Origin of the sequence: Marinomonas piezotolerans, assembly GCF_003362755.1 — a bacterium.
Taxonomy (GTDB): Bacteria; Pseudomonadota; Gammaproteobacteria; order Pseudomonadales; family Marinomonadaceae; genus Marinomonas; species Marinomonas piezotolerans.
This window is the reverse complement of sequence record NZ_QKRA01000006.1, coordinates 22,671-37,825: the sequence shown is the minus strand read 5'-3', so window position 1 is coordinate 37,825 and position 15,155 is coordinate 22,671. Positions and strand designations below refer to the sequence as shown.

General features: G+C 43.9%; 18 protein-coding genes. 12 read left to right on the top strand and 6 right to left on the bottom strand.

All coding sequences use genetic code 11. The features are described from left to right. Positions 1-49 precede the first annotated feature (49 nt). From DN730_RS12750 to DN730_RS12725, 6 genes are all read left to right on the top strand, one after another. Entirely contained in the window at positions 50-901 is an 852-nt protein-coding gene (locus tag DN730_RS12750; RefSeq protein ID WP_115468530.1) for a PHP domain-containing protein, read from the top strand. A gap of 15 nt (positions 902-916) precedes the next feature. Continuing rightward, positions 917-1,537 carry an L-threonylcarbamoyladenylate synthase gene (locus DN730_RS12745; RefSeq protein WP_115468529.1) on the top strand — a complete coding sequence of 207 codons (621 nt, stop codon included), beginning with the start codon at positions 917-919 and terminating at the stop codon, positions 1,535-1,537. Between the two features lie 138 nt (positions 1,538-1,675). After that, positions 1,676-2,590 carry a 23S rRNA pseudouridine(2605) synthase RluB gene (gene rluB / locus DN730_RS12740; protein WP_115468528.1) on the top strand — a complete coding sequence of 305 codons (915 nt, stop codon included), beginning with the start codon at positions 1,676-1,678 and terminating at the stop codon, positions 2,588-2,590. A gap of 14 nt (positions 2,591-2,604) precedes the next feature. Then, on the top strand, positions 2,605-3,066 hold the full coding sequence (locus DN730_RS12735) for a DUF1499 domain-containing protein (RefSeq protein WP_245957963.1): 462 nt from the start codon (positions 2,605-2,607) through the stop codon (positions 3,064-3,066). A 43-nt stretch (positions 3,067-3,109) separates the two neighbouring features. Continuing rightward, on the top strand, positions 3,110-3,829 hold the full coding sequence (locus DN730_RS12730; protein ID WP_115468527.1) for a response regulator: 720 nt from the start codon (positions 3,110-3,112) through the stop codon (positions 3,827-3,829). Between the two features lie 5 nt (positions 3,830-3,834). After that, complete coding sequence (locus DN730_RS12725; protein ID WP_115468526.1) at positions 3,835-5,337, top strand: ATP-binding protein; 1,503 nt, start codon at positions 3,835-3,837, stop codon at positions 5,335-5,337. Between the two features lie 18 nt (positions 5,338-5,355). Here the strand turns inward: DN730_RS12725 and DN730_RS12720 are convergent, their stop codons facing one another. Both DN730_RS12720 and argF read right to left on the bottom strand, forming a co-directional pair. After that, a complete protein-coding gene (locus tag DN730_RS12720; RefSeq protein ID WP_115468525.1) occupies positions 5,356-6,282 on the bottom strand; it encodes a LysR family transcriptional regulator in 927 nt (308 codons plus the stop codon). A gap of 92 nt (positions 6,283-6,374) precedes the next feature. Further along, positions 6,375-7,280, bottom strand: coding sequence for an ornithine carbamoyltransferase (argF, locus tag DN730_RS12715; RefSeq protein ID WP_115468524.1), 906 nt, complete (start codon positions 7,278-7,280; stop codon positions 6,375-6,377). A gap of 203 nt (positions 7,281-7,483) precedes the next feature. On the opposite strand from argF, the gene grxD reads away from it, so the two are divergent. Next, positions 7,484-7,810: a Grx4 family monothiol glutaredoxin gene (gene grxD / locus DN730_RS12710; protein ID WP_115468523.1), complete on the top strand. Its 327-nt coding sequence runs from the start codon at positions 7,484-7,486 to the stop codon at positions 7,808-7,810. An 83-nt stretch (positions 7,811-7,893) separates the two neighbouring features. Continuing rightward, the gene (locus DN730_RS12705; protein WP_115468522.1) at positions 7,894-8,517 is read left to right on the top strand and encodes a peroxiredoxin; all 624 of its coding nucleotides are present in this window, start codon (positions 7,894-7,896) and stop codon (positions 8,515-8,517) included. Between the two features lie 46 nt (positions 8,518-8,563). Here DN730_RS12705 and gloA2 read toward each other — a convergent pair whose 3' ends face one another. Together gloA2 and DN730_RS12695 are read right to left on the bottom strand one after the other, a co-directional pair. Continuing rightward, positions 8,564-8,956, bottom strand: coding sequence for an SMU1112c/YaeR family gloxylase I-like metalloprotein (gloA2, locus tag DN730_RS12700; RefSeq protein ID WP_115468521.1), 393 nt, complete (start codon positions 8,954-8,956; stop codon positions 8,564-8,566). A 10-nt stretch (positions 8,957-8,966) separates the two neighbouring features. Next, entirely contained in the window at positions 8,967-9,923 is a 957-nt protein-coding gene (locus DN730_RS12695) for a LysR family transcriptional regulator (RefSeq protein ID WP_115468709.1), read from the bottom strand. Between the two features lie 169 nt (positions 9,924-10,092). On the opposite strand from DN730_RS12695, the gene DN730_RS12690 reads away from it, so the two are divergent. Continuing rightward, on the top strand, positions 10,093-10,485 hold the full coding sequence (locus DN730_RS12690; RefSeq protein ID WP_115468520.1) for a GFA family protein: 393 nt from the start codon (positions 10,093-10,095) through the stop codon (positions 10,483-10,485). 7 nt (positions 10,486-10,492) lie between these two features. Here DN730_RS12690 and DN730_RS12685 read toward each other — a convergent pair whose 3' ends face one another. Next, positions 10,493-11,497 (bottom strand): 2-hydroxyacid dehydrogenase, encoded by a 1,005-nt coding sequence (locus DN730_RS12685; protein ID WP_115468519.1) that lies wholly within the window; start codon positions 11,495-11,497, stop codon positions 10,493-10,495. Positions 11,498-11,835: 338 nt separating this feature from the next. Here DN730_RS12685 and DN730_RS12680 point away from each other — a divergent pair, with 338 nt between their 5' ends. Beyond that, on the top strand, positions 11,836-12,045 hold the full coding sequence (locus DN730_RS12680) for a cold-shock protein (RefSeq protein WP_115468518.1): 210 nt from the start codon (positions 11,836-11,838) through the stop codon (positions 12,043-12,045). Between the two features lie 59 nt (positions 12,046-12,104). Here the strand turns inward: DN730_RS12680 and DN730_RS12675 are convergent, their stop codons facing one another. Continuing rightward, the gene (locus DN730_RS12675) at positions 12,105-12,866 is read right to left on the bottom strand and encodes a sulfite exporter TauE/SafE family protein (RefSeq protein ID WP_115468517.1); all 762 of its coding nucleotides are present in this window, start codon (positions 12,864-12,866) and stop codon (positions 12,105-12,107) included. Positions 12,867-13,325: 459 nt separating this feature from the next. Between DN730_RS12675 and DN730_RS12670 the strand changes: the two genes are divergently transcribed. Continuing rightward, positions 13,326-14,267, top strand: a complete 942-nt coding sequence (locus tag DN730_RS12670; protein ID WP_115468516.1) for a porin — start codon at positions 13,326-13,328, stop codon at positions 14,265-14,267. Positions 14,268-14,503: 236 nt separating this feature from the next. Beyond that, entirely contained in the window at positions 14,504-15,139 is a 636-nt protein-coding gene (locus DN730_RS12665; protein ID WP_115468515.1) for a cupin domain-containing protein, read from the top strand. Positions 15,140-15,155: the final 16 nt, after the last annotated feature.

The following is a 15,155-nucleotide window of genomic DNA, read 5'->3' as shown; positions in this document are numbered from 1 at the left end:
ATGCTCGAAGAATCATACCTAGCAACTGCCAGAAAGAATACCCCTATTGATGTCTGAACACTTGTACCAGCGAATCGACTTGCATACTCACTCTACCGCATCAGATGGAAAGCTTACTCCGTCAGAGTTAGTTTTGTTGGCGAAAGAAAAAGGGGTGACGATGTTGGCGCTGACGGATCACGATACGCTAGCCGGCTTAGACGAAGCCAGACAAGTCGCTGAAAGAGAAGGAGTTCAGTTGATTAACGGCTGCGAACTCTCTGTTGCATGGAACAAAATCCCATTGCATATGGTCGCACTTGGCTTTGATCAAGGTGATCCCGCTTTACTTCGATGGACTCATCGCAATCAGGTAGTCAGGCTGGATCGAGGCCGACAGATTGCGGACTTATTGGTAAAAAAAGGTCTTCCTGATTTATTCAATAAGGCTATAGAGGAAGCTGGTGAAAGCCAGTTAGGTCGCCCCCATTTTGCTAAAGTTATGGTGCGCGAGGGTATGGTAAAAGATATGAATAAAGCCTTCGATCAGTTTTTGAGTAACAAGAAAATTGGTCAAATTCGAGACGTTTGGCCGCAATTAGAAGAGATCTTGCCTGAACTTAAATCGAGCGGTTGTGAACTGATACTAGCGCATCCCAAGCGCTATCCAATCACGGTGACTAAACTTAAGGCAGTGATGGCTGATTTCAAGCGTCATGGTGGCACAGCAATAGAAGTGGCTTCGGGAAATGAACGTCCTGATCACGTGCGGTTCCTGGAACGTCTTTCACGGGAATTTGAGTTCAAAGCATCTGTTGGTAGTGACTTTCATGGCGCATTTGGCCCATGGACAAATGTTGGACACTATACTCAAATACATGAACAAGAGATCGCTCCCGTTTGGTATTCGTGGCAACAATAATTTGGAGATAATAGATTGAGTCAATTTTTTCAGATTCATCCAGAAAATCCACAAGCCCGTCTTATAAAGCAGGCCGCCCAAGTCATTCGGGAAGGTGGCGTTATCGCGTATCCGACAGACTGTGGGTATTCCTTAGGGTGTCATATCGGTGATAAGGCAGCTTTGGAAAAAATTCGAACGATACGTCGCTTAGATGATAAGCATAACTTTACACTTGTTTGTAAGGACTTATCTGAGATTTCGACTTATGCTCGGTTCGATAACACATTATATCGGTTGCTCAAGCACCATACGCCGGGGCCATACACGTTTATATTTAATGCGACATCGGAAGTGCCTCGTCGATTGATGCATCCGAAACGTAAAACGATTGGTATTCGCGTGCCAGATAATAAAATAGTACAGGATTTACTAGCAGAATTAGGCGAGCCAATTATGAGTTCGTCACTGATACTGCCAGGCGAGACGGACCCCATGATGGACCCGTATGACATTCGAGATACACTCCAGCACCAGTTAGACTTAGTGATTGACGGGGGCTTTTGTGGAATGCAACCCACGACAGTCGTGGCGATGGATTCAGAAGAGATTAAAGTGGTTCGAGTGGGAGCGGGTGACCCTGCACCGTTTGAATGAAAACACAATACTTCTAACTATGAAGCGCTTGGCGTTGTGACTATAATGCTCTCAACAATGCGTTAGGCAATGCCACAAATATATTTTAAACAGTTACTAACAATGGGTTGCTGAGAAGCATTCCCAAAAGAGGTCGTAATGGACGAGAAATTACAGAAAGTGCTAGCGAGAGCTGGTGTGGGATCCCGCCGTGAAATGGAAAATCGTATCCGAGAAGGGCGTGTAACAGTCAACGGAGCCATTGCCAAGCTAGGCGACAGGGTGCGCTCGGATGACGTAATTGAATTTGATGGCGAGCCAGTTAAAGCGACGGCGGTGGACGAGTTAGAGCGTCGTGTCATCATTTACAACAAGCCTGAAGGGGAGGTGTGTACTCGTAAAGATCCAGAAGGGCGCCCCACCGTCTTTGATCGTTTACCAAAATTACGCGGCAGTCGTTGGATTGCTGTTGGTCGCTTGGATATAAATACATCCGGTTTATTGCTGTTTACAACGGATGGTGAACTGGCAAATCGACTGATGCATCCTTCTACCGAGATTGACCGAGAATACCTTGTACGAGTGATGGGGACGGTCACTGAGGAACATCAAGAGAATCTTAAAAAAGGGGTGTTATTAGAAGACGGAATCGCCCAGTTTACCGATATCGTTGATGGCGGCGGTGAAGGAATTAACCGCTGGTTCTACGTGTGCCTAATGGAAGGTCGGAATCGAGAGGTGCGTCGTTTGTGGGAATCTCAAGGCGTTAAAGTAAACCGACTAAAGCGTGTACGCTTTGGCCCAGTTTTTCTGCCTTCTAAAGCTAAAGTAGGCAGATGGGTAGAGATGGAAGACGACGATGTCTCTGCATTGTGCGAATTGGTAAATTTACCGCATCGTAAAGTTGACATTAAGAGTCAGCAAGAAGTACATGACCGAAAACGTCAACGTGGCTCCCGCGTAAGTGGAAGTGTTGCGCGAACAAAGCGTCGTGACAAAGGCTTTGATTGGCAAAGTGGCTCTGAAAAACAAGAGTTCAAACCTAAGAAACCTGGACGTAGATCATTTAGATAAGGGGATTGTGTGGAATGAGCATGGTGCGATGGATATTTGTAGTGATCATTGCGATGCTAGTTGGCTTTTTCATATATGTCGATTTGAATAGTGATATGCCAGAGGGGTTAGGTGTAACCGATGGATTGTTATTGCCATGCCCAGATACACCTAATTGTATTTCAACACAAGCGTCTCCCGAAGACGTTCAGCATTACGCTGAGCCGATCTTATACAAAGACACGGTCAAAGCTGTGCAGCTGAAGCTAGAAAAGCACTTTTTAGAGAGTGGTAATGCGCGTTTGGTTGACAGCAGGCTTGGCTATTCGCATATCGTAGTGGAAAGCGATTTATTTGATTTTCAAGACGACTTAGAGCTTTACTTCCCTGAAGCTGACAGTGTCATGCATGTGCGGTCCGCTTCTCGGGTTGGTTATGATGACTTAAATGTAAACCGTGAGCGTGTTAGACAAATCCGGGATCTTCTAGTAGATTGATCTTAAAGGTTTTATGAAAGTGCCAAACGGACGAGGACGAAATATGAGCGTGAATGAACCCCAATCCATATTGATTGTTGAGGATGATGAGCGTCTTGCTACGTTGACCCAAGAATACTTGCAAAAAAATGGTTTTACGGTAGAGGTGGAGCCCGATGGTCGCAATGCTATTTCGCGAATTGTTAAGGAGCAGCCATCTCTAGTAATTTTAGACTTGATGTTACCCGGCGCGGATGGGTTTACAGTCTGTCGCAGTGTTCGCAATGAGTATAAGGGGCCTATCCTGATGCTTACCGCGCGCAGTGATGACGTCGATCAGATTTTGGGTCTCGAAATTGGTGCGGATGATTACGTTTCTAAGCCAGCGAAACCTAGGGTGTTGTTGGCACGTGTACAATCTTTGCTACGACGTAGTACCCAAGATGTTGATCAAGGAGTAGTTGACGCCGGTGTGGAGCAAACGTTGGAGTTTGGCCAGTTGGTTGTAGACAATTCTCGTCGCGAGGCGTGGCGCGATGGAGAGGAAATTGAGCTAACAAGTGCTGAATTTGACTTGCTATGGCTCTTGGCCAGCAATGCGGGTCGTATTCTTAGTCGCGAAGAAATATTCGGCGAATTGCGCGGTATAGAATATGACGGCCAAGATCGATCTGTCGATGTGCGCATTTCTCGAATTCGCTCTAAAATTGGTGATGATCCAATACATCCTCGACGTATTAAAACTATTCGTAGTAAGGGTTACCTGTTCGTTAAAGAGGTTTGACTCTTATGAGAAGTGATATATGGCGCCTCTATCGGCACATCCTGATTGGAGGGGCCATAATATTACTCGTGTGTTATGGCGCTATTGAGTTTATTCAAAGTCGCTATGAATCAGATCAAATTCATCGCTACATGAACTCTGATGTTGAGCTTTCTGCTCAACTTTTATCTAAAGGTGTGTTTACTGCTAGCACCATTAGTCAGTATTCTCGATTCAACTGGCAGGTGCTGTCAGAGCCCGAGCCCTTGCTCACCCCTCCCAAAATTAAATGGTTAACTATAGATTCGTCGGAATCAGTCCGAGTTTTTAACGAAGATACATTATTTCTAGAGGGCGAGCTAAAGCCAGTAGAAGGGTTTAGTGTCGCGAGTTTGCTGAGATACTATCTTCATTCTGCTGCGCTAGTTTCAGCAAAATTGGAGACTCTACAGTCTCTTACGTATATTAACCTTACCGAAGTTAATCCAAGCGCCTATTTAACTAGTTCTATGTCAGGCATTGATATGATTCAGTTAAATGAGGGGACATCGTCTATCTTGTGGCTAGATGCTGATGACAGCAGCTGGCTAATAAGTATTGAGTTAGGGTCTGCTTTTTCATTAGGCGGTGCTGTCATTCTTATCATTATCATCTCAATTGCTGCGCTATTGATATTGATTTGGGTCGAGTTGACTCGCTTAGATCAGAAACGGGTCCACTTTGAAACCGTAACTCGGCAGATTGCTCGTGGCCGAAGTAGCTTGCCTCAAGGGGTAGTGGACAGCTCTGGAACACTGAAAGAATTGGCCTATTCATTTGACTCAATGTCATCACATATACAGCGGCTGCTCAAGGTCCAGCGTGAAATGATCAATGCCATTTCTCATGAGTTAAGAACGCCGATTGCTCGTTTACGGTTTGGGTTAGAGGCACTGAAGGATGATGTTACCGAGGAGCAGGAAGCTTCAGTCAGCGCTTTGGAAATCGATGTGGAGGAATTGAACACATTGGTTGATGAAGTGTTAACTTACGGCAAACTCGAGGAGGGGTCATTGGCCTTAAACTTTGAGCAGACCAGCATCCGTCAGTTACTGAATGGTATCGTTGATCATAATCAGCCCTTATTACAACGCTTTGACGTTAGAGTGGAAGTCAGTGATGATGATATTGTCACTGCGGACGCACATCATCTCCATCGAGCGTTGCAGAACCTCATACTCAATGCGTCGAAGTATGCCAATTCCATTATAGCGATTACCTTTACTGTTGATAACGAACGTTGGCAAGTAGACATTGAGGATGATGGACCAGGTATTCCTGTTGAAGACCGAGATAAAGTGTTTATTCCATTCCAGCGCTTAGATAACAGTCGTACGCGCGCTTCGGGCGGCTATGGACTTGGCCTTGCCATTGTTCAGCGCATAGCATTTTGGCATGGTGGTGCTGTGTTGGTGGATGGTAGTGAGTTGGGCGGTGCAAAGTTTAGTTTGATATGGTCCCGAAGCCAACACCAAAACAGCCTAAGTTAGTTTATCTAAGCGTTACTATCATAGATCAGGTGAAAGAATGCCTCTTAAGTTTTTGAAGCATGTCTTTGAGGCGGTAGTAATTAAATCTTCCATATAAGCGTTGTCTCTTTGATCTTTGCGAATTGCAAGATAGAGCTTACACCAGATTCCTTCTTCTCCGAGTGATTTAGTAATTACATACTGCCTGTTGGTGTACTCCGTTAATGCCCAGTTAGGTAGACAACAAACTCCACGACCGCTGGCGACCAATTGCATCATCATGAGTGTTAACTCACTGTGGCGTACTTTTGCAGGAGACACGCTTGCAGGCATTAAAAAATGCTTAAAAATATCTAATCGCTCTGATTCAACTGGATAAGTGATTAAAGTTTCGTTGATGAAATCTTCAGGCAATAAGTAGTCTTTTTTAGCCAGCGCATGATGTCGGGAAAGAGCCACTTGAGATTCGTATTGAAACAAGGGAATGTATTCAATGTTAGGTAGATCTTGAGGATCAGACGTTACCACAAGGTCTAAGTCACCTCTGGCAAGTGCAGGCAGTGGCATAAAACTAAAGGCTGTCGATAAATCTAATTCTACATCGGGCCAGTGTTCTCGAAAGTGGTCAATGGTTGGCATGAGCCACTCGTAACAACTGTGACATTCAATAGCTATATGTAGGCGCCCACTTTCACCTTCAGCGAACCGTTGAATGTCACGCTGTGCAGAACGAAAAGATAGTAACACGTCATCCGCAAGCTGCAGCAATCGTAATCCCGCGCTGGTGAAGCGCACAGGTTTCGTTTTGCGAATGAATAAAGGGCAGCCTAGTTTTTCTTCGAGATCTTTGAGTTGATGTGATAAAGCAGATTGAGTCAAATGAACTCGCTCTGCTGCTTCGACTAGGCTGCCTGTCTCGCGTAGGGCGGTGAGTGTTTTAAGGTGCCTAACTTCAATTATGCTCATACTAATCTCTTTTGTTTGAACTAAATTCAGCTCAATGTGTGTAAAAAAGGCCCGTGTTAGACATTGCTAACAACGAGCCTTACGAGATTGTCTTAGTTACAGATCAAAAATTCAAGCAATGCTTTTTGTGCATGTAGGCGATTTTCTGCTTCGTCCCACACAACAGAGTCGGGGTGGTCAATAACTTCTGTTGTCACCTCTTCACCACGGTGGGCAGGTAGACAGTGCATAAATAACGCATCAGACTTAGCTAATGACATCAATTCTTGATTGACTTGAAAGCCGTTGAAGTCTCTGACTCGTTGCTCTTGCTCGTCTTCTTGGCCCATTGAAGCAAATACATCTGTGACAACCAGGTCGGCGTTGCTTACCGCTTCTTGAACACTGTTTGTAACAGTAACACAATGCTTGTTATCCGCCATGATTTCATCGTTGGGTTCGTACCCTGCAGGGCAGGCTACGACGAGCTGGAAGTCCAGTAAATCTGCTGCATTCATATAAGAGTGGCACATGTTATTGCCATCGCCTACCCAAACAACTTTTTTACCAGCGATGGAGCCACGATGTTCTAGGTACGTTTGCATGTCGGCCAAAAGCTGGCAAGGGTGGTAGTCATCGGTTAGCGCATTGATAACAGGTACAGATGAGTTTGCTGCGAATGTCTCAATCATTTTATGGTCAAATGTCCGGATCATGACCGCATCAACCATGCTAGAAATGACTCGCGCACTGTCTTCCACAGGTTCACCACGACCAAGTTGTGTATCGCGAGGAGATAAAAACAATGCATGGCCCCCAAATTGTGCCATACCTGCTTCGAACGATACCCGAGTTCGGGTGGAAGACTTTTCGAAAATCATCGCGAGCACTTTGTTTTTCAAAGGCTGGTACTCCGTACCTTCACGATGCATAGTTTTTAGCTCGATAGCCCGTGAAAGTAATTGCTTTAGCTCATCAGACGATAAGTCCTTCAGAGTCAAAAAATGTCTCGGCGACACGATAAGCTCCTGTTAAGAATTTAACCAGTAATTAGGGAATCGGCCAATTTAATACACTGCTGCCCACTAGTAAAGAGGGATTTGTCAAAGGATTTGCACGATACGGGGTTGTAAAAAATACGTTTACCCCCATACTTTCTGGCATACGCACTAATACACATTAGCTACATAGGTAGCGATAGATAAGGTGAGGTCGACTGATCGTGAGTAACACAATTGAAACGATTAAAGAGCAAATTACTAGCAATGATATTCTGCTTTACATGAAAGGCACGCCTCGCATGCCTCAATGTGGCTTCTCGGCTCAAGCTGTTCAAGCATTGATGGCCTGTGGTGAACGTTTTGCATTTGTGAATATATTGGAGAATCCAGATATTCGCGCAGAACTGCCTAAGTATGCTAACTGGCCTACTTTCCCGCAGCTTTGGATTAAGGGAGAGCTGGTTGGTGGCTGTGACATCATTGTAGAAATGGCGTCGAATGGCGAGTTGCAGAGTTTAGTTAAAGAAGCAGCGCCTTCTGAGGAATAAGCGCTGGGCTTTAACGTAAAGCAAGTGAAGACCAAGTGATTTTGGTTTGAATTTTACAGATGTGGTTAAGAGGAACGGAAATTATGTCTATTTTAGTCGGTAAGAAAGCGCCTGATTTTACAGCACCAGCAGTGCTAGCAGACGGTCAAATTGTTGATTCGTTTAATCTAGCAGAGGCGATCAAGGGTAAATACGCAATTGTATTCTTCTACCCATTGGACTTCACTTTTGTTTGTCCTTCAGAAATCATTGCGATGTCTCACCGTATGGAGAAGTTCCGTGAGATGGGTGTTGAGGTAGTGGGTGTTTCTATCGATTCGCACTTTACTCACAATGCATGGCGCAATACTCCAGTTGAAGAAGGCGGCATTGGTGCTGTTGAATATACTTTGGCTGGTGACATGGATCATGCAATCGCTCAAGCATATGGCATTGAGTCTGAGGGCGGCGACTCTTACTACCCAGCTGGTGTTGCGATGCGCGCATCATTTGTCATCGACCAGAAAGGTTTTGTTCGCTCTCAAATTGTTAATGACGAACCTATTGGTCGAAACATGGACGAGCTAGTACGTATAGTTGATGCACTTCAGTTCTTTGAAGAGAACGGCCAAGTGTGTCCAGCTGGCTGGAACAAAGGCGATAAAGGTATGGTTAATACACCAGATGGTGTGGCGTCTTACTTGGGTGAGAATGGCGGCAAGCTTTAATTCGAGCCACTTAGATATAAAAAAACGCGCCTTTGGGCGCGTTTTTTTATGCTTCGTATAATTCTAACGGTAAGCCATCGGGGTCAGAAAAAAACGTGTAACGTTTACCTGTTAGTTCGTCGATACGAACTGTCTCAACGTCAATATGGTGCTGTCTCAGGGATTCGATCGCTTGGTCTAAGTTCGTTACCTTAAACGCTAAATGTCTCAGCCCTTGTGCCTCCGGATAAGAGGGGCGCTCAGGCGCATTTGGGAATGAGAAGAGTTCTATTTGTGTTCCATCATTTAGACTTAAATCAAGTTTATAAGACTGTCTTTCCGCACGAAATGTTTCTCTGAGAATTGATAGCCCCAAGCACTGTGTATAGAAGTGCTTTGACTGTTCGTAGTCAGAGCAGATAATGGCGGCGTGATGTATTCCAGCGAGCTTGATAGACATCTCTTTGTTCTTATAGTCGAGCGCTTTGAGACTTAAGTTCGTTTGCCAGCTCAATGACCTGCTTTCTAAACCAAATGTGGCTGGCATCGTGATGAAGCAAAGGGCTCCAGATCATTTTTAGTTCGATGGGAGGGATGGCGAACGGGGGCTCTAAAATAACTAGGTCAGGGTTGTTGCGATTAATCATTGCTACTTTTCTTGGTAACGTAGCGATAAGGTCTTGCTCAAGCGCAAGATGCATGGCTGTGTGATAACTCCGAGTAAACACTCGAATGCTGCGCTTCCTACCTTGCCGTTGTAGGGCTTCATCTACCCAGCCAAGTTTTTGGACATCTGTTGGGTCCATGCCAACGCCAACACCGAACCCCGTTTTACTTACCCAAATGTGTTGTGCCTCTAAGTAGGTTTCTAAGGTAAAGTTTTTAGCAACAGGGTTATCTGCTGCCATCATGCAAACAAAGGTATCATGCCATACGCTTCGCTCATGGAATGACTGCGGTAACTCTTCAAATCGGTTAATGGCCATGTCGATTTTGCCTGCTTCAACATCGTGGAATGTCACGTCGCTGGGTGTCATGATGTCGATCGTGATACCTGGAGCATTTTCACGTAAACGATTGAGTAATCTAGGTATGACTGTGGAGGCAGCGTAATCGCTCGCCATGATGCGGAAGACACGAGTTGATGTTTTTTCGTTAAAGTCCGCTTCAGGTTGCAGCGCTTCTTCAAGTTCTAGCAGTACTTTGCGTACAATTGGTTGTAGGCGTAGTGCTTTTTCAGTCGGTTTCATCCCCTCGCTTGTGCGAACTAATAGAGGGTCTCCAAGAAGATCTCTTAGTCGTTTAAGACCATTACTCATGGCGGGCTGTGTGATGTTCAGCTTATTAGCCGAGCGAGTGACGTTGCACTCTCTTAGTAACACGTCAAGGTAGATTAGCAGGTTCAAATCGATCTTATTTATATTCATAGGTTTTATGCTTGATATACGTAAAATAATATAGGTTAATAATTGTAGGCTTGGCATGCAAAACTACAACCGTTTATATAATAAAAATTATGTTTTTTTGAGCGGATGAATTGAGTAATCGAGTTACTTTGGCATAATGACGCCAGACTTTTGAAGAGGATCACCTTACGTGAAAGGCTCTTGTTTATGTGGTGCTGTTGCTTTCGAGCTTGCGTCTCCTTTTATTAGTGCAAACATTTGTCATTGTCGACAATGTCAAAAAAGCCATGGAGGAGGGGGGGCCGCTTACGGTTCTTGCATGAAACAGGATGTTGTTTGGCTGACAGGAAAGAAACGAATACGGCGTTATGCCTCCTCTGAGCGTGTTCGTAGAGGATTTTGCAAAGACTGCGGCTGTAGTGTCTACTACTATAACAAAGACTTTCCCAATCACATTGACATAGCGTTGGGTATACTAGACAGCGACCCGAACATTGCACCTGAAAAGCACATTTATGTCGCTGAAAAATCCTGCTGGTACAGTCTTAATGATGATTTGCCGAAATTCGAATACGACGGCTAGTGTTCCGTTAGTTTTTAAAAGTGAGCTCTCGTTTGTACTCACCACCCTCGGAGAGCATTTGTTTTAGGTTTTCTAGCGTTGTATCGGCGATATGATGCAATGCGATATCGGTGAAATAACCTTGGTGGCCGGTGACGACTACGTTAGGAAAGGTTAATAACAATTGGAAAACGCTGTCGTAGATTATATTGTCAGACATATCTTCAAAGAACATGTCTCCTTCTTGTTCGTAAACATCAAGCCCTAAATAGCCAATTTGGCCTCTGTATAATCCGTCAATCGCTTCTTGTGCATTAACGAGTGCGCCACGGCTTGTGTTAATGATCATCACACCAGGCTTCATTTGCGATAGAGAATGCTTGTTGATTAAGTGGTGTGTGGAGGCATTGAGCGGACAGTGTAAGCTGATAATATCACTGCGAGAGTAAAGAGTTTCTAAATCTGTGTATTCAGCTCCGAGGCTGACGACATGGCGATTTTCTTCGATGTCATAGCATAAAACGTTGCAGCCGAAGCCAATCATAATCCTACAGAACGCGGCACCAATTCGGCCTGTTCCGATGCAACCAACAGTTTTCCCTTCTAAATTGAATCCTAGCAGACCTTCTAGCGCAAAATTACCCTCTTTAACTCGATGGTAAGCACGATGAGTTTTTCTGTTTAGTGTCATTATTAGTGCGACGGCATGTTCTGCGACAGAGGTAGGGCTATAGTCAGGAACGTGAAATACAGGGATTTTATGAGCTTTTGCGCAGCATAGGTCGACATTGTTATAACCAGCACAACGCAACGCAATGGCTTTCACGTTGTATGAAGCCAAACGGTCGATGACTTGTCTACTTAAATCATCGTTAACAAAGCATGAAATTGCATCAAAGTTCTCCGCTAAAGAGATTGTTTCTAAGCTCAAGCGGCTTTCGAAGAAAAACAGCTCAATTTCTTGGTGTTCGTCACTTGCAGCGAGTAAGGTGCGTTTGTCATATGGCTTGCAAGAAAAAACGGCTACTTTCATGTCGTGCTCCTAGGGGAGGAATATTTCAATCACTATAAATCGAGATATGACGTTCGTGTAGGACCTGTTTGCTTTATTGTTGATGTGAGGCAAGCAATGAGGAGCTAGATTCGAAGCGAGAACAAAGTTACAAAAAAGTGCGAGTTTTGAGTTGACCCGATTAATAAAACAGCCGTACAATCGAGTTGTTTAATTAATTGGCGCTATTTATGTACAGTGTCGCTTGCGACCAGAATACGGTTTGTCCTGTTTTGTCATAAGTAAGACCGAGTTTTTTAAGCACTGCCCGGCTGTAGAAATATAGCCAAAAATATCTTATTTCAAACAGGAATATCAAAATGTCAGACGTAGTAACTGGTACAGTTAAATTTTTCAACGAAACTAAAGGCTTTGGCTTCATCACTCAAGAGTCTGGTCCTGACGTATTCGTTCACTTCTCTGCAATCGACGTTGCTGGCTTCAAAACTCTTGCAGAAGGCCAAAAAGTTGAATTTCAAGTAGCTCAAGGCAAAAAAGGCCCTGAAGCTCAAAACGTTAAACCTCTATAATTTAGAGTTTACGTTTATCGAGAAGGCAGCCAATGGCTGCCTTTTTTATTGCGTTACTTTTATTCGCTGAATAATGCTGCGATGCAGCCGCAACAAGTCATAACAAGTAAAAACCACTTTAGGTGTTTAGGATCTGCGTTAATAGCGAATTTGACTGCTACAAAAGAGCCTGCCATGGTGCCGCATGCTAGAATCAAACCTGGTACCCAAAGTACCTGATCGTTCCATATGAAGACTACAAGTGCCACGCTTGTAAACCCAATTGTACAGACCATTTTTAAGGCGTTTGTTCTAACCAAATCATATCTTAAGGTCCCGGCTAGCGCGGTGATCAGTAGAAATCCCACTCCTGCTTGAACGAATCCACCATAAATACCCGTTATAAAAAGAGCAATCCAAGCACTGGGGCGCTGTTTTACTTTAAAGGGGGTTGTGCCCGCCGGCGGAGAAATAACGCTGGGTTTGATAATCATAATAATTGTCATCGATAGCATGGCGGTTAAGAGTAGGGGTTTTAATACATACTCAGGCGCATAAGATGCTATGTAGGCACCGATAATTCCGCCTGTCAAAGTTGGTATCATTACCGGCACGAAGTCGGATGCATCGACTTTTCCCGCTTTATGGAACCCTCTAACTCCTACTAAACCTTGTAATAATACGCCTACTCGATTCGTCGCATTTGCGATGTCTGCGGGCATCCCCATCACCATTAGCGCTGGTAGAGTAAGGTTGGATCCTCCACCTGCAAGAGTATTTATTATTCCTGCTAGGACTCCGGTGCCGATTAACAAAAAAATCGACGCTATTGTGTATTCCAAATTGAGCTCCTCTTAACGGAGAGCAAGATTACCAAACATTTATGTAATGCGCTCTATGCAAGATGCATGTTTATATTAGCTTATATTTATAAATTAATAACAAAATAACGACAAAGCTATGAATATGATGACTATCTTTCAACTGAAATAGAAATATCCAAGCATAGTTTTGATTAGAATGTGCATTTTTATGGCTTACTATTTTCGCTTATATCGATTTCTCATCTCTGAAAAAGGTGTATTTTTGACTTAAGTATTTGTTTTTAATTAATTTTATTGTTTTTTCTTGATATTCGGTTTCGTATGAATGTGAAGTGAGTTAGCACATATATGAAATGTAATTAGCAATTAGTTTGCTTTAAGTTGATTTTTTTAGTGTGAATGTTGCATTGTTTGTTTGTAGCTTGCATAGATCGAGCGTTTATATAAATAATTACTCAACTGAAAGGAAATCGCTTTATGAAAAAGACACTTGTGGCTCTGGCAGTTTCAAGCGTAGCGACATCTTCTGTCACCGCTTTTGCAGCAGAAGATACGTCAAATTTAGAAACGTACGGTAACATTCAGATGGTTTACGCTGATTCTGATAGCAATGGCTCTGAGCTCAGTGACAACGGTTCTACTTTTGGCTTACAAGGCAGCACGGCAATCAACCAAGATATCACGGGCTTTTTTAAATACGAGCTTGAAGCCGATGCAGATGAACAGAGCAGTGACGTAAGTCTAGGTCTAGATCAAGCGTATGTTGGTTTACAAGGTCACTTTGGTAAAGTGCAATTAGGCTCATTTGATAGCATTTACAATAATGCAATCCAAGATGGTCTTGATCAGTTTGAGTATGTCGCGGTATCAGGTAATGCGCTGACATCTCAAGGCGATACAATCGCGTATTTTTCACCATCGATGAATGGCTTTGAAGTGCAGGTGTCTGCCCAAGTAAAAGGCAGCAACGACACAACAGACACGACCACTACTCCGGCTACTCAGGATGCTGAAAATGGAACGGCTGCTACACTTGTTGTGAAGTATTCTGTTGATGCACTGACATTAGCCGCTGGTTACGATGATCGTCAAACAACATTGAATAATGTTGAGCCGACATACGGTCTCTCGGCTGCGTACCAAGTTACCCCTGCTCTATCTGTAAACGCTAAGGTTGAAGATACGAAAGATGAAGCAACTCGTTATGGTGTGGGCACTCGCTATGCATATGGTCTAGGTGATGTATATGCGACGTATCAAGTTGTATCCCCAGACCAGAATAATGCAGACGATTACGATAACTACGGTGTTGGTGCGACGTATGACCTTGCATCAAACATGTATGTTTATGCGGAGTTTGGACAGACTGGGGCCTCTGAAGACAGTGTTACTGCTGCAGGTGCTACGTACTTATTCTAGTTTTACCAGTATGTGAGTGCATTTACTATAAGGCTTCTTCATAACAGAAGCCTTACGTTAAATGTGTTCATTCAAGGTTCCGTATGTCTTTTTCTGTATTCAGATTGATCTATTGGAACATTTACAGGCACTTGGTTTATCCTAAGTGCCTTTTTTATGTCAAAAATTAGTCATTGATTGACAGAACCTTGAACATATAGACTAATCCGATCATAAAATGATCAGAGTGTGCTCATATGCTGAATATGGAATTCGATGCAACGGTGATGGTCAATTTACAGCTTGAACCTTGGCTTTCTAGTCCAATGCCTGGGGTTGAGCGTAAGCCTTTAGCGCGTGAGTCTGCAGAGCGAGGTCACGCGACTAGTATTGTACGTTATTTGCCAGGTTCTGTGTTTCGTGCACACCCACACCCTTTGGGTGAAGAGATTCTAGTGCTAGAGGGAGTGTTTTCAGATGAAAGTGGAGATTTTCCGGCAGGTAGTTATTTCCGAAACCCCCCAGGTTCAAGTCATGCGCCATATAGTAAGGATGGGTGTGTCTTGTTTGTAAAACTGCATCAATTTCAGCCCAGTGATCAAGAGCATGTTGTGACAAAGGTTGAGTCAGATCAATTGGTGCCGGGAGTGCCTGTGGTACTTCATCAATTTGGCGATGAGCAAGTATGTTTGGTTTGCGTCACCCCTTCGACAAAAGACCTACTGTGTGATTGGTTTCAGGGCTCATTAGAGATGCTTATTATTCGCGGTGATATTGAATATGCGGGTGTGTCGTTGCCAGCACTCAGTTGGTTGCGAACGCCCATGTTAAACTGGTCTGATTGTAAAGTTGAAGCCGAAGTGATTTTGTGGCTGAAAATAGGGCATTTTTGAAAAAAGTGGAGAGCAT